This is a genomic window from Jeotgalibacillus proteolyticus, assembly GCF_050107735.1.
GTDB lineage: Bacteria > Bacillota > Bacilli > Bacillales > Jeotgalibacillaceae > Jeotgalibacillus > Jeotgalibacillus proteolyticus_A.
On sequence record NZ_JBNILO010000004.1, the window covers coordinates 184,026 to 203,260 of the forward strand.

At 44.2% G+C, this 19,235-nt stretch carries 16 protein-coding genes and 1 other annotated feature; of the genes, 8 read left to right on the forward strand and 8 right to left on the reverse strand.

Features of this window, described 5'->3' with window-relative positions; translation table 11 throughout:
• The first annotated feature begins 20 nt into the window (after nt 1-20).
• The 7 genes from ACQCT8_RS08400 (at nt 21) to ACQCT8_RS08430 (ending at nt 10,129) form a co-directional block, all read left to right on the forward strand.
• Complete coding sequence (locus tag ACQCT8_RS08400; RefSeq protein WP_426870112.1) at nt 21-1,628, forward strand: GNAT family N-acetyltransferase; 1,608 nt, start codon at nt 21-23, stop codon at nt 1,626-1,628.
• Nucleotides 1,622-3,439: an LTA synthase family protein gene (locus ACQCT8_RS08405; RefSeq protein ID WP_426870113.1), complete on the forward strand. Its 1,818-nt coding sequence runs from the start codon at nt 1,622-1,624 to the stop codon at nt 3,437-3,439. The genes ACQCT8_RS08400 and ACQCT8_RS08405 overlap by 7 nt, the downstream gene beginning before the upstream one ends.
• 321 nt (nt 3,440-3,760) lie before the next feature.
• Nucleotides 3,761-5,425, forward strand: coding sequence for a urocanate hydratase (gene hutU, locus ACQCT8_RS08410; protein ID WP_426870114.1), 1,665 nt, complete (start codon nt 3,761-3,763; stop codon nt 5,423-5,425).
• Nucleotides 5,426-5,446: 21 nt separating this feature from the next.
• Nucleotides 5,447-6,700 (forward strand): imidazolonepropionase, encoded by a 1,254-nt coding sequence (hutI, locus tag ACQCT8_RS08415; protein WP_426870115.1) that lies wholly within the window; start codon nt 5,447-5,449, stop codon nt 6,698-6,700.
• Nucleotides 6,700-7,701, forward strand: coding sequence for an agmatinase family protein (locus tag ACQCT8_RS08420; protein ID WP_426870116.1), 1,002 nt, complete (start codon nt 6,700-6,702; stop codon nt 7,699-7,701). The genes hutI and ACQCT8_RS08420 overlap by 1 nt, the downstream gene beginning before the upstream one ends.
• Before the next feature lie 5 nt (nt 7,702-7,706).
• On the forward strand, nt 7,707-9,209 hold the full coding sequence (gene hutH / locus ACQCT8_RS08425) for a histidine ammonia-lyase (RefSeq protein ID WP_426870117.1): 1,503 nt from the start codon (nt 7,707-7,709) through the stop codon (nt 9,207-9,209).
• A gap of 200 nt (nt 9,210-9,409) precedes the next feature.
• Nucleotides 9,410-10,129, forward strand: coding sequence for a YebC/PmpR family DNA-binding transcriptional regulator (locus tag ACQCT8_RS08430; RefSeq protein WP_426870118.1), 720 nt, complete (start codon nt 9,410-9,412; stop codon nt 10,127-10,129).
• Between the two features lie 120 nt (nt 10,130-10,249).
• On the opposite strand, the gene ACQCT8_RS08435 is transcribed toward ACQCT8_RS08430, so the two are convergent.
• The 4 genes from ACQCT8_RS08435 to ACQCT8_RS08450 all read right to left on the reverse strand — a co-directional run bounded on the left by ACQCT8_RS08435 (nt 10,250) and on the right by ACQCT8_RS08450 (nt 13,113).
• Nucleotides 10,250-10,567, reverse strand: coding sequence for a hypothetical protein (locus tag ACQCT8_RS08435; RefSeq protein WP_426870119.1), 318 nt, complete (start codon nt 10,565-10,567; stop codon nt 10,250-10,252).
• 609 nt (nt 10,568-11,176) lie between these two features.
• Nucleotides 11,177-11,881, reverse strand: coding sequence for a hypothetical protein (locus ACQCT8_RS08440; protein WP_426870120.1), 705 nt, complete (start codon nt 11,879-11,881; stop codon nt 11,177-11,179).
• Nucleotides 11,874-12,749, reverse strand: coding sequence for an ABC transporter ATP-binding protein (locus tag ACQCT8_RS08445; protein ID WP_426870121.1), 876 nt, complete (start codon nt 12,747-12,749; stop codon nt 11,874-11,876). The genes ACQCT8_RS08440 and ACQCT8_RS08445 overlap by 8 nt, the downstream gene beginning before the upstream one ends.
• Nucleotides 12,739-13,113, reverse strand: coding sequence for a GntR family transcriptional regulator (locus ACQCT8_RS08450; protein ID WP_426870122.1), 375 nt, complete (start codon nt 13,111-13,113; stop codon nt 12,739-12,741). Before ACQCT8_RS08450 ends, ACQCT8_RS08445 begins: the two co-directional genes overlap by 11 nt.
• A 134-nt stretch (nt 13,114-13,247) precedes the next feature.
• Between ACQCT8_RS08450 and ACQCT8_RS08455 the strand changes: the two genes are divergently transcribed.
• Nucleotides 13,248-13,616, forward strand: coding sequence for a YidH family protein (locus ACQCT8_RS08455; RefSeq protein ID WP_426870123.1), 369 nt, complete (start codon nt 13,248-13,250; stop codon nt 13,614-13,616).
• Between the two features lie 69 nt (nt 13,617-13,685).
• Here ACQCT8_RS08455 and ACQCT8_RS08460 read toward each other — a convergent pair whose 3' ends face one another.
• The 4 genes from ACQCT8_RS08460 to ACQCT8_RS08475 all read right to left on the reverse strand — a co-directional run bounded on the left by ACQCT8_RS08460 (nt 13,686) and on the right by ACQCT8_RS08475 (nt 19,147).
• Nucleotides 13,686-14,387, reverse strand: coding sequence for a pseudouridine synthase (locus tag ACQCT8_RS08460; RefSeq protein WP_426870124.1), 702 nt, complete (start codon nt 14,385-14,387; stop codon nt 13,686-13,688).
• Nucleotides 14,388-14,425: 38 nt separating this feature from the next.
• Complete coding sequence (locus tag ACQCT8_RS08465) at nt 14,426-15,232, reverse strand: Cof-type HAD-IIB family hydrolase (RefSeq protein WP_426870125.1); 807 nt, start codon at nt 15,230-15,232, stop codon at nt 14,426-14,428.
• A gap of 88 nt (nt 15,233-15,320) precedes the next feature.
• On the reverse strand, nt 15,321-16,553 hold the full coding sequence (locus ACQCT8_RS08470) for an MFS transporter (RefSeq protein ID WP_426870126.1): 1,233 nt from the start codon (nt 16,551-16,553) through the stop codon (nt 15,321-15,323).
• Nucleotides 16,554-16,659: 106 nt separating this feature from the next.
• Nucleotides 16,660-16,909, reverse strand: a binding site (T-box leader).
• Nucleotides 16,910-16,981: 72 nt separating this feature from the next.
• The gene (locus ACQCT8_RS08475) at nt 16,982-19,147 is read right to left on the reverse strand and encodes a beta-propeller domain-containing protein (protein WP_426870127.1); all 2,166 of its coding nucleotides are present in this window, start codon (nt 19,145-19,147) and stop codon (nt 16,982-16,984) included.
• Nucleotides 19,148-19,235: the final 88 nt, after the last annotated feature.

Genomic DNA, 19,235 nt, shown 5'->3' on the forward strand with positions numbered 1-19,235 from the left:
GACGTTTTGGAGGGTTAAATATGAATTCGTTAACGTATAAAATGGCAACGGAAAAAGAAGAGCTGCAGCAAATTCATCAGTTAAATTATCAAACCTTCGTGGAAGAAATTCCGCAGCATGAAAAAAATTCTCTCAGAGAGCTTGTTGATAAATTTCATGATGAAAATACATACGTCATTGCCAAGCAGGGGATGGAAGTGGTCGGGATGATTGCCGTGCGCGGCAGACGTCCATTTTCACTGGATCAAAAGCTTGAAGACCTGGATAAGTATCTGCCTGAAGGTGCTGTACCTTGTGAAGTAAGGCTTTTGTCTGTAAAAAAACAATGGAGAAGTACGCAGACCTTTTATAAATTAGTGGACAGACTGGTGAGTTATTGCCTGGAAAAACAGTACACAGTAGCGTTGATTTCAGGGACAGTCCGTCAGCTAAAGCTGTATAAAAGAATTGGCTTTATCCCATTTGGCAGTCTGGTGGGAGAAGAAGGAGCCCAATTTCAGCCGATGTATTTAACCAGAGAGAGCTTCTCTTCTTCAACCAAAGCATTTCAGCGTCTCATGGTGCGAAAGCAGCCTTCATCCATGTATTCATTTCTGCCGGGGCCAGTCCAGCTTTCCTCCAAAGTTAAGCAGGCGTTTTCTCAACCGCCTCTGTCTCATCGGGCCTTTGACTTCACCCTTCACATGACGAGGCTGAAGGAAAAACTGCTCAAATTGACCGGAGCCGCTGGCGTACAAATTCTTGTTGGAACCGGAACGCTGGCAAATGATGTGGTTGCGGGTCAATTAAAAGGCTTAAAAGGGAAAGGGCTCATTTTATCAAATGGGGAATTTGGAGAGCGGCTGATTGATCACGCCTCACGATTTGGGCTGTCATATACATTATTGCAAAAAGAGTGGAATGAAGCAGCAAATCTTAACGAAATCAGAAATTACTTAACCTCAGACCCGTCTATTAAGTGGCTGTGGACGGTTCACTGTGAAACGTCGACGGGGTATTTATATAACCTGCCTGCACTCAAGGCGCTGTGTCAGGAATATGATGTGGAGCTATGTCTGGATGCCTGCAGTTCAGCTGGCGTAGCTCCACTTGATTTGACAGATATTCTGTTTGCGTCAGCAGTCAGCGGAAAAGGCTTTGGTTCCTATCCGGGTCTAGCCATCATTTTTCACCGGGAAGAGGTTCAGCCCAATCCTGCCATTCCCAGATACTTGGATTTAGGATTATACGCAGAAAACGGAGGCATCGCCTTTACTCACTCATCCAACCTGATAGTCGCTTTAGCAGAGGCTCTTAATGAGATAAATTCTGTTCAAACGCAAAAGCTCTCCAGCAGTCTGCGGACTTTATTTTCTGAGAGCTCGCTGCTGCCTCTTGGAGACGAATCTTATTCCCCGGGCATTATCACGATGGCTTTGCCGGAAGAAATTTCAAGCAGGAGTTTCGGGGATGCATGTAAAGAAAAAGGTGTGTTAATCAGCTATGAAAGCTCTTATCTTCTTGAGCGAAATTGGGTGCAGCTGGCTCTCATGGGGGATCATCCGGAAGAGGAATGCATAAAAAAAGCTGTACTGGTCAAAGAAACATACACGTCATTTCTAAATAAGATCGGATTTAGTCCATGCTGAAAAATTCGTATGTATGGATTGCCATCAGCTGTTTATGGATAAAAACACTGGCTCTTTCCTTTATCGGCTTTCAATTAAGAGTGCAGACAATTCTCGATGCGCTTCTTATCGTGCTTAATCCTATCGGTCCGTTAATGCTGTTGATCGGATTAAGCTTTTACTGGAGTAAAAATGTTAAGCTATATCCATTAATTGGAATAATGTTTCTTATAACAGGTTTGCTTTATGGGGATCTACTTTATTACCGGTTTTACACAGATTTTGTCACCGTACCTATTCTTTTTCAATTCAGCAATGTAGGGGGGCTGGGACCGAGTACACTTGAGCTGTTAAGCTGGTGGGATTTGCTGTTATTTGCGGATCTTTTGCTGATTGGCTTTCTGGTGTTCCGTAAAAAGCTGCCCTCTCTAAAACCCGTTAAAAGAGCAAAGCGCAATTACTTAATCACGGGGATTTCTCTTATGCTGCTTACTATTGGCATCGGCCTGCTGAACGCTCCGCATCTTTTTGCAGAATCATATAATCGCGAGCAAATGGTAAAAAACATTGGCCCATTTCAGTATCATGCATTTGATATCGGAGTGGCAGCAACTTCTTCATTCTACTATCTTTTAGCCGAATCCAATGACACTGCAAAGGTCATTGAATACACCCAGGCCTCAGATACCGAGGCTGATTCATTTGGCATTGCAAAAGGAAAAAATGTTGTGCTGGTCAGCATGGAATCTACTCAAGAGTTTGTGATCAACCAGAAAGTAAATGGAGAAGAATTAACCCCCTTTTTAAATCGTTTAGTGGAAGAAAGCTACTATTTTTCATCGATCTATGATCAAACGGCACAGGGAAAAACCTCAGATTCAGAATTTATGATCGACACTGGTCTTTACCCAATGGAGAGCGGCGCCGTGTTTGTAAGAAAGACAGAGAACAAATTTATTGGCCTGCCTCATATTTTTAAAGAAGAAGGAGATTATTATTCTGCTGTGTTTCATGGCAATGATCCAACGTTTTGGAACAGAGAAAATATGTACGAGTCCCTTGGCTATAATCACTTTTACTCAAAAGAGGCCTACGATGTAACAGAAGAAAACTCAGTAAATTATGGGATAAAAGATATGCCGTTTTTTAAACAGTCCATCTCCCATTTGGAGGAACTGCCGCAGCCCTATTATGCGAGGTTTATTACCTTGACCAATCATTTTCCGTTTTTACTCGAGGAAGAAGATCAGTTCATTGAGGAAGCAGAAACCGAAGAAGGGGTTGTGAACCGTTACATTACAACCATTCGCTACCAGGATGAGGCCATCAGGCTTTTATTTGAGCAGTTGAAAGAAAAAGGGCTTTATGAAAATACGATTTTTGTTTTATATGGAGACCACTACGGAATTTCTGAAAAATATGATCATGGTGTTATGGACTTGCTTGATATGGAAACCAGCTCGCTGAATCGGATGAAGCTGAAGAAAATTCCGTTGATTATCCATGTTCCGGGACAGGAAGGAAAGACCTTTGCTCATAATGGCGGGGAGATTGATATTCGTCCAACTCTGCTGCATTTAATGGGCATTCAATCTGAAGTTCCATCACTCGGACAGAATTTGTTCATAAGAAGCAATGATCATCCGGTTATCTTCCGAAATGGAGATTTTATTACAGACAAATATCTGCTAAAAGATAAACGATGCTACAGCCTGGAAAAAGAAGAAATGGTGGATGCCGCTCGCTGTGCACCGACAGAAGAAATCGTGCGGGAAGAGCTTGGACTGTCCGATGAAATCATTTATGGAGATTTATTGAGATTTGTAGAATAAATGATGGCCATATCTACGATACTGTCTGTGGGATCGGCTCAGCGCCGCCCCTGCGGAAAGTGTCCGCATGAAGCGCAGCGAACCGAACCGGTCATATAGCCTGAGACACATTTGTCTCAGGCTATTCTTTATGGGCTGAACCTCTCTGTCCGCTGTTTAAAACGCAACTTCTAATACATTTAGCCCTCCAATCCTTTACCATACTGCCAAACTCCTATAGTAGAGAACTAAAGGAATATTTTTACTATTTATTAAAATATTAAGCTTCGTTTTGTGTATAATTAAGTAAAAGTAGAATCATAGCCATAAAGGAGGATATAAATGAAAGCGCATACAAAAATAATTAAAGCTGCTCACGGGACTAAACTGGAGACAAAGGGGTGGCAGCAGGAAGCGGCCCTTCGCATGCTGATGAATAATCTCGACCCTGATGTGGCAGAGCGTCCCGAAGATCTTGTCGTGTATGGCGGAATCGGCAAGGCAGCCAGAAATTGGCCTGCGTATTATGCGATTGTTGACTCCCTGAAAAAGCTTGAAAATGACGAAACCCTTCTTGTGCAGTCCGGCAAACCAATCGCGGTTTTTAAATCTCATGAAAATGCGCCGCGCGTGCTGCTTGCAAACTCCAATCTTGTTCCCGCCTATGCCAATTGGAAAACCTTTCATGAGCTGGATCAAAAGGGGCTTATGATGTACGGGCAAATGACGGCAGGAAGCTGGATTTACATTGGTTCTCAGGGCATTGTGCAGGGCACATATGAAACATTTGCAGAGGTGGGAAGACAGCATTTCAACGGGTCGCTAGCAGGAACAATAACAGTAACTGCAGGACTTGGGGGCATGGGAGGCGCACAGCCGCTTGCAGTGACGATGTGCGGCGGGGTCTGCATCGCGATCGAGGTAGATGAGTCTCGTGCAGACAGACGGCTTGCCACCGGTTATCTGGATACGAAAACCCATTCTCTTGAGGAAGCTATTAAACAGGCAAAAGAGGCAAAAAAAGAAAGGAAAGCTCTGTCCATCGGATTAATCGGCAATGCCGCGGAACTGCTTCCGCTCATGGCTGAACAATCATTTGTACCGGATGTCTTAACCGATCAAACCTCAGCTCATGATCCGCTTAACGGCTATCTGCCGCACGGAATGAGTCTTCAGGAAGGAAAGGAACTGCGCGAAAATAATCCGGAGGCACTCATCTTAAAAGCAAAAGCTTCCATGGCAAAGCATGTGGAAGCGATGCTTAAGCTTCAGCAAATGGGTGCTGTCACATTCGACTACGGCAACAACATCCGCCAGGTGGCAAAGGATGAAGGCGTCGAGCATGCCTTCAGCTTTCCGGGTTTCGTTCCTGCTTATATCAGACCTCAGTTTTGTGAAGGAAAAGGACCGTTTCGCTGGGTGGCTTTATCCGGAGAACCCGAGGACATCTATAAAACTGATGAAGTTATCCTGAAAGAATTTGCGGATAACAAACATCTTTGCAACTGGATTGGAATGGCCAGAGAAAAAATTCAATTTCAGGGACTGCCGTCACGCATCTGCTGGCTGGGCTACGGTGAACGTGCCCGTTTCGGAAAAATAATAAACGACATGGTGAAAAACGGGGAGCTGAAAGCACCTGTCGTGATCGGGCGGGATCATCTCGACAGCGGCTCTGTCGCTTCGCCGAACCGTGAAACCGAATCGATGATGGATGGTTCAGACGCAGTGGCAGACTGGCCCATTTTAAATGCCATGATCAATGCCGTGGGCGGTGCCACATGGGTGTCCGTTCATCACGGCGGGGGAGTCGGGATGGGGTATTCGATTCATGCTGGAATGGTGATTGTGGCTGATGGAACGCCTGAAGCGGAATTGAGGCTGGAGCGGGTGTTAACAACAGACCCGGGGATGGGAATTGTCAGACACGCAGATGCAGGATACGAGCTTGCTAAACAAAAAGCACGGGAGCAAAACATAGATATCCCAATGCTTGATAAAGAGTAAGTCAAAAGGGGGAGTTCGGTCATGAAACCGATTTGGATTAAACATGCCTCACAGCTTATAACAATGGAACCCGGACTAAAAGGACCCCGGACAGGAAGCGGGATGAGCAGGCTTGGCATCATTGAAAACGGGAGTGTATGGATGGAGTCTGGAAAAGTGATCCGGACTGGAACCACCCCACAACTTGAGCGTGAATTAAAGGACCGTGTACAAGAGGCAGAAGCAGTGGACGCCTCAGGAAAGCTTGTCACTCCTGGACTCGTTGATCCACATACCCATCTGGTTTTTGGAGGGACGAGAGAAGCAGAGTTTGAGAGGCGTCTTGAGGGAGCAAGCTATATGGAAATTATGAATGCAGGAGGAGGCATTCATGCGACGTCGAGGATGACGAGAGACGCCGCGGAGGAAGAACTGTTTGAGCAGGCATATGCCCGGCTGAACTCCTTTTTAAAGCATGGTGTCACTACTCTCGAGGGAAAAAGCGGCTATGGGTTAAATACAGAGACAGAGCTGAAGCAGCTAAGAGTAATGAAAAAATTACATTCCGACCATCCAATTGACCTGATTTCTACATTTATGGGGGCACATGCTGTCCCAAATGAATATAAAGGACAGGAAGAAGCCTATGTCAATCTCCTGATAGAAACGATGATTCCGATCGTGGCAAAAGAAGGCCTTGCCCGCTTTAACGACGTGTTTTGCGAAAAGAATGTTTTCACCCCAAGTCAGTCAGAGCGCATTTTAGAAGCAGGAAAACGCTTTGGCCTTGTTCCGAAAGTTCATGCAGATGAAATAGAACCTTATGGGGGAGCCGAACTGGCAGCAAGGGTGGGGGCCATTTCAGCTGAGCATCTGCTGAAAGCTTCCGAAGCAGGGATACAGGAAATGGCGGAAAAAGGAACAATAGCCTGCCTTCTTCCTGCCACAGCTCTTTATTTAAGAGAGGAAGCAGCGAACGCCAGAAAGATGATAGAACAAGGTGTAGCAGTGGCGATTTCAACCGACTGCAACCCGGGCTCTTCTCCGACTGTAAGCATGCCTCTTGTGATGAATCTTGCCTGTATTTTAATGCGCATGACACCGGCTGAAGCCTTGTGTGCAGCAACCGTTAACGCAGCCTATGCGATCGGAGAAGGAGAGCGGGCGGGTAAAATTGAAGAAGGAAAACAAGCAGATCTCGTTATGTGGAATGTCCCAAGCTATCAAATGCTTCAATACGCTTTTGGCGTCAATCATGCAGAGGCGGTCTGGAAAAAGGGGGTCCGGGTAGTGTAATGGATGCTAAACAAAGAGTAATGAAGGCAGGTGTAGAGCAGCCGGAGTGGAGCTGGCGAAAAGAGGGGTCCTTTGACGGAAGGCTTCATCAGTGGATAAAAGGAATGGATGACTGGCAGGGGGAAAACCCTGACGTTGTCATTCTCGGACTTCCCTTATCGCGTTCTTCTATCTCCGTTTCCGGAGCATCGGAGTATGCTGAAGCTTTCCGCAAAGGCTGGAAGGGATTTTCAACGTACAACCTAGATGAAGAGATCGATTTGTCTTTTTTAACCATTCTTGACACAGGAAATGTAAAGATGCATGGCACTGATATCGTCGAAAGCCACCGCAGAATTGAACAGGCAGCTCAAGCTGTTTTTTCCGAGTTTCAGCACTCGGTCTTCGCTGGAATTGGAGGAGATCATTCTGTCACTGCATGCACGGTTCGTGGCCTGAAAAAAATACACCCGGATAAAACCATCGGCATTCTGCAGCTGGATACGCATTTGGATTTACGGGATCCAAAAGAAAATGGCCCCTCTAATGGCACACCTATGCGCCAGCTGATTGAAGGGGGAATCGTCAAAGGAAGCAATATCTATACGATTGGACTTCATGGCTACTTCAATGCACCTGACCTGGTGGCTTACGGAAAAAAGCATGGCGTCAATATGATCTCATTAAAAAAAGCGAGACAAAATGGGATCGTCCAAACTGTCCGTGCTGCGTTAAATGAGCTGAGCCAAAAAACCGACCGCACGTATATAACAATTGATATGGACGTGCTGGATATCGGATTTGCTCCAGGGGTCCCCGCTTCTACCCCAGGCGGCATGTCAACACAGGAATTGTTTGAAGCCCTGCTTGAAATCGGCAGCCATCCCTCCTTGAAATATATCGATTTTGTCTGCCTGGACCCCACCAAAGACCCTGCTTCATCTCCAACCGTAAAAGCGGGTATTTACAGCTTCCTGCAGGTGGTCAGCGGAATGGCACTCGTTCGCAGCAGAAAGGGGTAATAAAGATGATTGTGCTGGATGGAAATTCGTTAACCCTTGATAAAGTAAAACGAATTGTATTGGACGGAGAAAAAATTCAAATTGCTCAAGAAAGCATGGCAAAAGTGATAAAAAGCCGTTCCGCTGTTGAAAAAATTGTTTCCACTCATAAAATCACCTATGGCATTAATACGGGCTTTGGGAAGTTCAGCGATGTGGAAATCAATAAAAAAGATGTGCATGCGCTGCAGCTTCATCTAATTCGTTCTCATGCCTGCGGACTCGGCGACCCTTTCCCTGAAATCGTTTCAAAAACAATGATTGTGCTGCGTCTGAATGCATTAGTAAAGGGCTATTCCGGTGTGCGGCCTCTTTTAGTAGAAAGATTGCAGTACATGGTAAATGAAAACATCCACCCTGTGATCCCACAGCAAGGGTCGCTTGGTGCTTCGGGTGATCTTGCGCCTCTTTCTCATCTGGCACTGACTTTAATTGGAGAAGGAGAAGTCTGGCTGGAAGGCAAAAGAATGAGCGCGGCTGACTGCTGGAAATGGAAAGGCCTTCCTCCTTTGCAGCTGCAGGCTAAAGAGGGGCTGGCGCTGATTAATGGTACGCAGGCGATGACAGCTATGGGGGTCATCAACTGGCTTGAAGCGGAATCACTTGCTCTTCAAAGCGAGGAAATTGCCGCCATGACACTGGAAGGTCTGCATGGCGTTATGGACGCTTTTCACCCAGCTGTACACGAAGCAAGGGGGTACCCGCAGCAGATGGCTGTGGCTGAAAGAATGCGCAGGATCCTTCATGACAGCAAGCTCACGACCAGACAGGGTGAACGGCGCGTGCAGGATGCCTATTCACTTAGATGCATTCCGCAGGTTCACGGTGCAAGCTGGCAGGTGCTCGATTATGTAAAAGAGAAGCTTGAAATCGAATTAAATGCTGCAACGGATAATCCATTAATCTTCGATGACGGCGAAACGGTCATATCAGGAGGAAACTTTCATGGCCAGCCCATCGCTTTTGCTATGGATTTTATGAAAATCGCCGTTGCAGAGCTTGCCAGTATTTCAGAAAGGCGGATTGAACGGCTTGTAAATCCTCAATTAAATGATGGCTTGCCTGCGTTTTTAAGTCCCGAACCCGGTCTTCAATCCGGTGCGATGATTATGCAGTATGCGGCAGCGAGCCTGGTATCAGAAAATAAAACACTAGCCCACCCTGCAAGCGTAGATTCCATTCCCTCCTCTGCTAATCAGGAAGATCACGTCAGCATGGGAACAATCGGTGCCCGGCATGCCTATGCCATTATCCAGAATACACGGCGCGTCCTGGCCATTGAAGCCATTTGTGCTATGCAGGCTGTTGAATATCGAGGCGTACTCAAAATGAGTTCTGCAACGAAAACGAATTGGGAAGAGTGGCGGCGCATTGTCCCAAGTATTACAGAAGACCGGCCGTTTTCCATTGATATAGAAAACCTTACCTTGTATTTTAAGGATCAGAAAACAAAGGAAAGCATCATGTAGCCTCTTCCCATGATGTCTCCTCCCTGAACTAATCTGCTCCTATCAGCCTCTCTTTCTCAACAATGATTTCGTGGTAAAAAAAGTGAATAATGATGAAAATACGTTATAATAAAAAGGAAGTTGTTTCATGTAAGTTGAAACCACCAACCACTATCATTTAAACTTAACGCAGGAAATAGATAGAAAGAGAGTGAAAACATATGGGCCGCAAGTGGAATAATATCAAGGAAAAAAAGGCGTCAAAGGATGCAAGTACAAGTAATGTTTATAATAAATTTGCCCGTGAAATTTATGTAACTGCCAAGCAGGGGGAACCGGATCCTGAATCAAATCAGGCGCTCAGAGTCGTACTCGAGCGGGCTAAAACGTACAATGTCCCAAAAACCATTATTGAAAGAGCGATTGAGAAAGCGAAAGGCGGATCAGAAGAAAATTTCGATGAGCTTCGGTATGAAGGCTTTGGTCCGAATGGCTCTATGATCATTGTGGATGCTTTGACTAACAATGTGAACCGCACCGCGCCGGAAGTCCGTACTGCATTTGGAAAGAATGGCGGGAATATGGGTGTCAGCGGCTCAGTAGCCTATATGTTTGATGCAACGGCGGTATTTGGCATTGAAGGAAAGTCAGCCGATGAAGTACTGGAACTTTTAATGGACGAAGAAGTTGAGGTGCGGGACATCATTGAAGAGGAAGATACGGTGATTGTCTATGCTGAGCCAGATCAGTTTCACGCCGTGCAGGAAGCCTTCAAAAATGCAGGAATTACTGATTTTACCGTAGCCGAACTGACAATGATCGCTCAAAATGAAGTAGAACTTGAAGCAGAAGACCTTGTGCAATTTGAAAAATTAATCGATGCACTCGAAGAGCTTGAAGACGTGCAGCAGGTTTACCACAATGTAGACTTCGGCGAATAGCGAAAAAGAGGCTGGGACAGAACAGTGAACGATGTTTAAATCCAGCTCTTAACAGTAAATATGAGGTGAACGGAGTGGAAGGAGGCGACTCCCTGCAGAATTTGACGGCAAGCTGAGTCTCTACAGGGCAAGGCTCAGAAAAGGCTCAGCTCCGTCCCTGCGGAAAAGGTCCGCCTGAAGCGCAGTGAACCGGTTTGAAGAGGTTGAGACATATTTTTGTCCCAGCCTCTTTTTTACATATAAAAAGGAACCATCCCATTCATCCCGGGTTAACTGGTTCCTGTGTTTTCTCTGATTCATTTTTTCTTTCTTCGTTTTTGTTTTCTTTGTACGGAGATCCAAATCAAATTGAGCAAAGGGGCTGCGCTTCACTTGCGGATCCATTTTCCCCTCGCGAAGCAGCTTTAAACGGTGCTTTTGTGCAGTTGAACGTGCCATTTTGGTCATTCCTTTCTAATTGGGTCTGCTCAAATTATAACATGAGTAAATAATCATTGTTTGAAAAGGGACCAGTTCATTTCCGCTTGAGTCTACATAAAGAAGATAAAGTAAATTGAAAACAGTAAGATAACGATTGAAGCTAAATAATCACCAACGTACTGTTTTAGGGTTTGTCCATCACTTGAATCTTTTTTGCCCCTAAGAAAGAAAGTTAGGGAAAGGAAGATCAACGAAATACCATAGATTATGCTATTCCAACCAAAAGGGATTGTAAGGAACGAGAAAAATATAAATGCATAAATCATAGACTTATTATAATTATTAGATTGGTTTTTTATATCAGAAATTATAAACACCTCCAACGTGGTGTACTATAAGATTTGAGTAACTTCTTTTAGATTTTGATGATGCACACATAGCTCCTGCTCGATGCGGTTTAAGATTTGCAGCTGCATAAGGAGGGGCTATTTGTGTGCTCTAGCCCATTGGCTTCTCAAAAGGAATAGCTAGGGGCCTTAGTATAGACCTGGGCTGAAGCAGGAATGAACAAGTCTCTTTTAGAAAATTAGTTAGTGTTCCGGTTATGCTCAGGCCTATATTTAAGTCTTATCTTGTGACACCCGGCATAATAGAAGCTCTGCGAAGCATCAGCCAGATCAGTGCAGACATCGCCGCGATTATTGAGAAAATCCCTATATAATTCAGTGGAAATAACCATTCTTCGGTGGGGCTCAGAAAAAATATATCTCCGATTAAGTCCCTAGATGATGGAAAAACAAGTAAGATAAAAAGAATGGTCAATCCAGTCATGCCGCCAATCATTCCATAGCGGTGAAAGATGGAGCTTAAAAAGAAACCCGTGATGAAAAAGAAGAAAGTTAAGGTGAAGTCAATGGCAAACGCTATGATCCAGCTCGGATCCGTCGCAAAAAAATCTGCGACCTGAAGGAAGGACAGGGTAGATGCAGTACTGTCCGTGACCAAAGAGAGTAAAAGAACAATGAACTGCCCGGTTGCGCTCATAAAAAGAGCCAGTACTGCAGAAAATAAGATGCCTGTTCCAACATATTCCTGCCTGGTTACCCCAAGTCTGATACTGAATGAGAAGGTTTCTTTGGTCATCAAAAACCCGGATATTGCACAAAATATCCCGATTGCCATACTCGACGAAATGATGATAGTTGAATCAGTGGTGAGAGATAAAATAATTAGGGGGAGCAAGCTTGCTGTAAATATTGACCAAAATACGAGCACAGAAAAACGAAAATCCAGAATAAAAAAATGAAAAAGAGCTTTACTATTTCTAGACATGAGCTTTCTCCTTTCTTGAATCGGTTAAATGAACCATCAATTCCTGAATGGAACATCGTTCAACCGACAGTCCCATCAATCTTGCTTCTTCAGGATCGATTTTATTTTCAAAAAGTATAGCCGTTTTTTGACCCATTATTTGAGCAGTATGAATTACATTCCGTCCTTCAACAAATAGGTCGACCTTAGTCTGAGGCCCGCTAATCTTTAGAGAACGGTTTTTCATCTCTTCAGAGGACTCATGAACGTAAATGGCACCGTCCATCATCAAAATAATATCTTCGAACACATTACTGACTTCATCAATCAGGTGAGTCGAAATAATAAATGTTCTTGGGTAAACTTCGTATTCCTCAAGTAAAATATTGTAAAATCGATAGCGGGCAGAGGCATCCATCCCGATGTAGGGCTCATCAAAAATCGTGATGGCTGTTCTGCTAGACAAACCAATAATAATGCTTAAAGCCGATTCCATTCCCTTAGAAAGTCCCTTTGCATTAAGGTTTGGGGTAAGGTTAAACTCCTTAAGCAGCCGTTCAGCGGTTCCCTGTGACCAGTTCGGGTAAAAACGGCCAACCATTTTAAGGATTTCTCTTATTTTCAGTTTTCGTTTGAAATTATTCGCTTCGCTAATTAAACAAACATGCTCGAGAACCTGCTTTTGATTAAAAGGTTTGTGTCCATTAATTAAAATCTCTCCCTGTGTAGGGGAGGTGTGTCCCGCTAAAATCTGCATCAATGTAGATTTTCCGGCACCATTTCTGCCCAGCAAACCAATAATCTTATTTGGTTCCAGCATCAAATTGATACCCGTAAGAGCCTGTTTATTGCCAAATGATTTAGACAAATGATTAATTTCAATTTTCATGTGAATCCCCCTTTTGAATTAAGTTACTCAGCTCTTCAGGTGTGATGCCTAATTTCGCTGCTTCGAGTTGAAGAGGTACAATATAATCGCTAAAAAAGCGTTTTTTGCGTTTTGATAAAATAATGCTTTTTGCGTTTTCCCCTACAAACATTCCGACTCCTCTTTTCTTGAATAATATGTCCTGTTCTACCAGCTGATTTATTCCCTTTGCAGCTGTCGCAGGATTTATTTGATAATACTTTGCGAACTCATTAGTGGAGGGAACCCGTTCTCCGATATCAAAAGACCCCTCCAAAATACCGCTTTCAATCGTGTCGGCTATTTGCTGGAAAATAGGGATATCTTCTCTTAACTTTTCACTCATTATTCCACCCGCTTAATTGGTTAGTTACTTATGTAATTAACCATACAACTTATAGAGTTATTTTGTCAATGTGGTATTTTTCTTTTGAGGAGAAATTTTTTCATGTAAAGTAAGGGAAAGAGGAGAGAGATAACATGAAGGATAAAAAAGTTTCGTCCCAATATACGCAGCAGCTTCTAGCAAATGAACGAACCTATCTTGCCTGGATCCGGACTTCAGTTGCCATTGCAGGAATAGGATTTCTCGTAACAAACCTTCATTTTGTTATGGGAGATCTAAACACTGAAGAACTGGATGTTTTTATTATGATTATAGGTTTGGTCTCGGTGTTGTCAGGTGTCTTAATGGTGATCGTCAGCACAGTGGATTACTACAGGAAAAATCGAGATATAGTCAATGGTCAAATCAGGCCATCCTCCATAAAAGTGTGGATTTTATCGACCTGTATTTTCATCATGCTAGGCACATTTCTTGTTTATTTTCTGCTGCTGGATGTGATTTGAGATTGAGAAGGAGACAGGGGACTTTCGTTATTTTTTGAGCATACAAAAAGAGCTCTCAGAAGGCAGCTTTCACTGGCTTTCTGATGAGCCCTTTTTTAATTGTTGTATTTCTTCACTGGTTAACGGTCTATACTTCCCAATCGGCATGTCATGCAGGCAGATCGATCCGATCCGTGTGCGTTTGAGCGTTTGTACCCGGTAATCATAGGCGCTGCACATCCGTCTGATCTGCCGGTTCAGCCCCTGCGTTAAAATAATCGATATGGTTTGATCATCGGTTTGGACGGCCTTGCACGGGGAAGTGGTTTTTCCCCGTATATTAATGCCGCCTTTTTGAATACCTGCTAATAGGAGCGGAGATACAGCGCGGTTCACGGTAACGGTGTATTCCTTTTCCTTTTTAAACTCCATTTTCATAAGGGGATTTACAATGCTTCCGTCATTTGTCAGCAGAATCAGCCCTTCAGAATCCTTATCCAATCGGCCAATTGGAAAAATCCGCTCCGGATATCCAATGAAGCTGATTATGTTTCCTTCAATCGCTGGATGTGCAGTACAAGTAATGCCTCTTGGCTTGTTAAATGCCAAATAAACAAACGGAGGACGGTCTGGTAAAGGCATTCCGTCAACTAACACCAAGTCGTCATCGTCCACTAAGCACTTTTGCGTGCAGATATTGCCATTTAACGTGACTCTGCCCGCATCAATCATACGCGCGATCTCTCTTCGTGACCACCGCCCGGACCTGCTGACAAAAGAATCAATATGCATGCTTTATCCTCCTGAAGGGGCCAGGCCCCTTTAATGCGTTACTTCAATAAAAACTCTTCCACAACCTTAGCAACGCCGTCATTCATGTTGGTGTCAGCTACAAAGTCGGCAGCGTCTTTTATGTCCTGTGGTGCATTGCCCATGGCAACTCCCAGTCCTGCGTATTCAATCATGGACAGGTCATTGTAGCTGTCACCGACTGCGATAATTTCCTCCTGCTGGATGTCGAGCTTTTCAGCCAGCTGCTTGATGGAGGTTCCTTTGGTTACACCTTCTTCAGTAAATTCCAGGAAGTAAGGCTTTGATCGCATAATACTGAACTGGCCTGCCATTTCCGCCTGAAGTTTTTCTTCCTTATGGACGAGTACCTCTTCATCTGCAAGCATCAGCATTTTGACGACCGGTTCGGTAACAGATGCTTTAAAGTCATCCACGATTTTTACAGGAAGACCCGTAATATCTGATTCAATATCTGAAAAAGGGTTTTGATTTTCGGTTACGATCGCATCACCGACATACGTATGAATGCCGATGTCTTCACGCTTGCTGATGTCATACAGCTTGTGAGCTGTTTCAGGACTCAGTGTACTTGAAAAAAGCTCATCATCCGTTTTGGCATTGATGATTTTAGCTCCGTTGAAGGATAAAATATAGCTGCCGTATTCGTGCAATTGCAGTTCTTTCGCCACATCAAGCATGGCATAAGTAGGTCTGCCTGAAGCGAGCACGACTTTAACGCCTTTTTCCTGAGCGTCCATCAGGGCTTTTTTCGTGCGTGAAGATAAGCTGTGATCATCTCGTAAAAGCGTATCATCCATATCTAAAACAATCATTTTATAGGTCATGTAGAAAATCTCCTTCTTGTATAAACATGTTTATATTTTACTACACTTTCATCTATTCAAGCTAATTCCCGGTTTGATTAAAAAAAGCTTACGATACCGGAGCAAGGCTGGAGCACTTTTTGCGAACGTATTCCCATAAGAAAAGCGCTCCGATCATCATGCTGATCGTTCCTGTAATGACAACCAGTTTTACAGGCAATAGAAAGGTGAGCAGGCCCAGAACCCCTGTTGCGGCGAGAACGAGCGCTGCTTCAAACAAGCCATAAATGCTCCCGATTCTGCCCATCATCTCAACAGGGATATAGCTTTGATAGAAAGTAAGAAAACCCGTGCTGCCAAATGAAATGAAGAAAGCAAGGATAAAGAATCCTGCTGCAGCTGGAACAAAACCGTCAGAAAAGCCGAAAAGCATATACCCGCCAGAAATGAAAAGGGGTGCCCATCTAATTAACGAAAATAAAGGAATCCATTTTACAAGCAGCAGCTGAATAAAAGACCCTGCCACGATCCCTGCTCCGGCAATACTTACCAGAAACCCATATTCACTGTTTGTCAGCTCGAGCACATTTTTAGAAAAAACGACTTCCAGAGAATCAACGGCTGTCGCCATGACGACCATTACCCAGCTGATCAATAAATAAATGATCATCACCGAAGGAGACTTTTTACTAAATAGCCGCACTTTGCGCCAATCCTCATGTGTTTCACGGAGCCGGAGCTTAAAGGATGCAGTAACAGTGGACAAACCGCCTGCTTCAATGTCAGGCATAAAGAGCGTTGCAGCTGCAGACAACGCAAAAGCAGCGGCCGTTATAAACAGGATTGTTTCGGATGAATAATGCAGATATAAAAGACCCGCAAGCGCTGGGCCAAGAAGGAATGCGCCGGATGTAACCATAGAATAAAGGGAATTAAAGTGCCTTCTTTTTTCACCTGGAATCAATTTGGTGACGTAGACCATCGATGCCGGCTTAAAAACCGCATTCGCCACATTCATGAGAAAAGCGAGACTGTAAAGCAACCAAAGAGAAGAGATAAAAGGAAACGTGCATACCATTAAGGCCCGCATCAAATCTAAAAAAATCATGAGCTTACGTTTATTTTTCCGGTCAATGACACTGCCGGACCAGCCATTGGTAAAAAGGGCTGCAACCGGTGCCAGAAGATAAAGAAAAATAACAGAGAAAGGGGACCCGGTGCGATTAAATAAAAGCAGATTCAGAGAAAGTAAATACACCCATGCACCAATGTTTGATATGCCAATCCCCATAAGTAAAATGGTCCAATACGTTAAATAATCTTTAGTAGATGTGAGATTCAAAGCAATTCCTCCTGTCGCTAGCCCGCTTTTTGATGTCATCTCTGGTACATTGACGATGAAATAACCGTCAATTTAACACAAAAAAACCCACCTCCAAGATTTTCATCTTGGAGGCGGGATTGAATTCGCGGTGCCACTCCAGGTTCGTTGATATGTCGCCATACCAGCCTCATCAGGTACGGCTATAAAGCGATACCTTAAGCTCTATAACGGGAGCTCCCGTCACACCATCCCCTCATAAAGGTTCCTTTGTGCTGCTCAGAGACTTGCTTCACTGCATTCTTCCTGCTCTTTCCCACCATTCAGAGCTCTCTTTGAAGAAGTTTTACAGCTACTCTTCTCGTCATCGCGTTTAAATTTTTCTAATCGTAGCATTCAAAAGGATAAGTGTAAATGAGTTTTGGAAAAATTTTTCTTATTACGCCTGCTTACTCAGGCAGTTCATGACTTTCAATTTTGTTAGACCGTACAGTGTAAAGGGTGTCGTCAATATAAAGCATTCGCTGGATTTGTGAATCCCAATCTTCATATTGCTGGCCATCTTGAGTCTCATCCATTATTTCACTCGCCAGCTCAATGCCTCCATCTGGTGTAATCGTGTAAAGCATTGCTCCCTGATTAACAAATTGAATATCGTCTGTTTCCGGTTTTTCATCATACACCACTACAGGGAAGCCAAATAAACTTCGCTCCTTATGCTGAAAAAGAGCTTTGTGATTATCCATAAGGGTGGAAAAAGTTCCAGGACCTCCTATAACCTCTGTGTCCTTTTCTTTAGGATTTGAAAAGTCTGATATATCAAATAAGGAGATCTTCATGCCTGTTTGTCTGACCTGAGGTGAGTCAGCGGCTGAATCATTTTTCACAAGATCCGTTTCCATTCCAAACCCGATTAAATGATTTTCATCGAGCGGATGCAGGTACGTACTGAAGCCAGGAATCTTTAGTTCGCCGAGGACTTCAGGTGCTTCAGGGTCAGCGGTATCAATAACGAAAAGTGGATCGGTTTCTCTAAAGGTCACCATATAGGCTTTGTCTCCCATAAAACGGGCTGAATAAATGCGCTCGCCTTTTGCAAGACCTTCAACCGAGCCAGCGGGTTCCATTTGTTCGTTTAAAATAAACAAATGGTTAAGAGAATTTCGGTTGTCTCCAAACGTATTCCCCTCTGTCGTAGCGATGCGGAAATGACCGTCATGCTCATCCATTGAAAATTGGTTTAACACGCCGCCCTTTACGGTTCCTTTGGAGGAATAGGTTACTGAACTGTCATCTATATCAAACTTATAAATAGTCGTTTCTGATGCTCCCCGCCCTGCAGGCATGCTGTCTGTTGGCATGATCGTATAAGGGGCGTTAGAAGTGGCTAAATATAAGCTGTTTTCTGACATATACAGCTGGCCGCCTGTGCCCAGGTAAGTTTCAGTTGTAATCTCTGAATCAGGGCTGCTGATGTCAACGGCTGTAATAACCGCATACTCTCCCTGTTCGTTTTCAGGAATGACCGAGATCTCTTCTGCTGCTACCGGTTCAAAGGAGTCACCTTTTCTGCTGTCCCATGTATGTGGACGAAGTTCAAAATCAGGGTCTTCTTCTAAAAGCCAGAAATTCGGGGAAAAGTTTGTAACAAAATAAAGATGCGAGTCGATCATGCGGGCGCTATTAAAGTAGCCTTCCGCACCAGCTTCGCGAATTAATTCAGGCTCCGCAGGGCTGCTGACAGAGTAGATCTTGGCAATGGTTACACTCATATCTGCTGCCGGCTGGGATTCCCGAGATGCTTTCTCATCCGGATCGGCTTTTGTCATCCACTTGTCGCCGATTACAACCAATGTATCATCTTTCAAAAACAGCTGTGAGGGATAGAATTCTTCTTCAAAAGAGATGGCACTGACGGGTTCCATCGTTTCCCGGTCTCCTGATTCTACGATATGGACCAGTTGATTACCGGTGATATGGTAAATATATTCTCCGTCTGTCTGGACAATATCTGCTTCACTTACTCCGTCTACTTGATTGTTGGTCTGTGAAAAATCCTCACCTCCGCCCATTGCGTCAGAAGAAGACTCTTGTGCTGTATCTCCAGCGCTGGACTCTTCTTGAAAAACAGAGTTGTCACGTTCCTGGGTCTTTTGCTGATCCAAAATGGCGGTGAAATACTCTTTTAAGTAATCTGTTGATTCTGCAGCAGGGAGTTCATCTACGACTTCAAAAGCCATCGTCTGTTCACCCCTGATGCCCAAACCCAATTTAGATTTAAGGTCCTCTGATAGATGCAGCGTGTAAGCTTCAAAATTGGTGTAACCTTCTTCTGGAGCACTGACTGTGAGCACAGTCCCGTCGTCGTTCAACGAAGTGGATACAGGGACGCGTTGGTTATCTTCATTTTGAACGTAAACGGAATCCTCCGTAATGGTAGAAGCGTCCATTGGTTTAGTGAAACGCAGCTCCCACACCTTGTCCTTAAACACATAGGCGGGAGGAGAAGACCCTGCAAAACCTGAAACAGTCGGCTGCATAAAGTAGACACCTGCCCATATACCGGCGGAAAGAACAACAAATAAAGAAAGAAACAGCCACCTTTTCCTATTCATAGAAATTCCTCCTTAAATAGCATTCTTTTTAGAGTAGACGTGAAAGCAGACAGGAGGTTTCAAAATTAAAAAAGAAAGGGTTTTCATT

Coding starts and splice junctions, on each gene's coding strand:
- ACQCT8_RS08475 (WP_426870127.1), bottom strand. CDS start 19,147: ATGAATAGGAAAAGGTGGCTGTTTCTTTCTTTATTTGTTGTTCTTTCC.
- ACQCT8_RS08465 (WP_426870125.1), bottom strand. CDS start 15,232: ATGACCTATAAAATGATTGTTTTAGATATGGATGATACGCTTTTACGA.
- ACQCT8_RS08445 (WP_426870121.1), bottom strand. CDS start 12,749: ATGAAAATTGAAATTAATCATTTGTCTAAATCATTTGGCAATAAACAG.
- hutU (WP_426870114.1), top strand. CDS start 3,761: ATGAAAGCGCATACAAAAATAATTAAAGCTGCTCACGGGACTAAACTG.
- ACQCT8_RS08430 (WP_426870118.1), top strand. CDS start 9,410: ATGGGCCGCAAGTGGAATAATATCAAGGAAAAAAAGGCGTCAAAGGAT.
- ACQCT8_RS08400 (WP_426870112.1), top strand. CDS start 21: ATGAATTCGTTAACGTATAAAATGGCAACGGAAAAAGAAGAGCTGCAG.
- ACQCT8_RS08460 (WP_426870124.1), bottom strand. CDS start 14,387: ATGCATATTGATTCTTTTGTCAGCAGGTCCGGGCGGTGGTCACGAAGA.
- ACQCT8_RS08435 (WP_426870119.1), bottom strand. CDS start 10,567: ATGGCACGTTCAACTGCACAAAAGCACCGTTTAAAGCTGCTTCGCGAG.
- ACQCT8_RS08455 (WP_426870123.1), top strand. CDS start 13,248: ATGAAGGATAAAAAAGTTTCGTCCCAATATACGCAGCAGCTTCTAGCA.
- ACQCT8_RS08420 (WP_426870116.1), top strand. CDS start 6,700: ATGGATGCTAAACAAAGAGTAATGAAGGCAGGTGTAGAGCAGCCGGAG.
- hutH (WP_426870117.1), top strand. CDS start 7,707: ATGATTGTGCTGGATGGAAATTCGTTAACCCTTGATAAAGTAAAACGA.
- hutI (WP_426870115.1), top strand. CDS start 5,447: ATGAAACCGATTTGGATTAAACATGCCTCACAGCTTATAACAATGGAA.
- ACQCT8_RS08440 (WP_426870120.1), bottom strand. CDS start 11,881: ATGTCTAGAAATAGTAAAGCTCTTTTTCATTTTTTTATTCTGGATTTT.
- ACQCT8_RS08450 (WP_426870122.1), bottom strand. CDS start 13,113: ATGAGTGAAAAGTTAAGAGAAGATATCCCTATTTTCCAGCAAATAGCC.
- ACQCT8_RS08405 (WP_426870113.1), top strand. CDS start 1,622: ATGCTGAAAAATTCGTATGTATGGATTGCCATCAGCTGTTTATGGATA.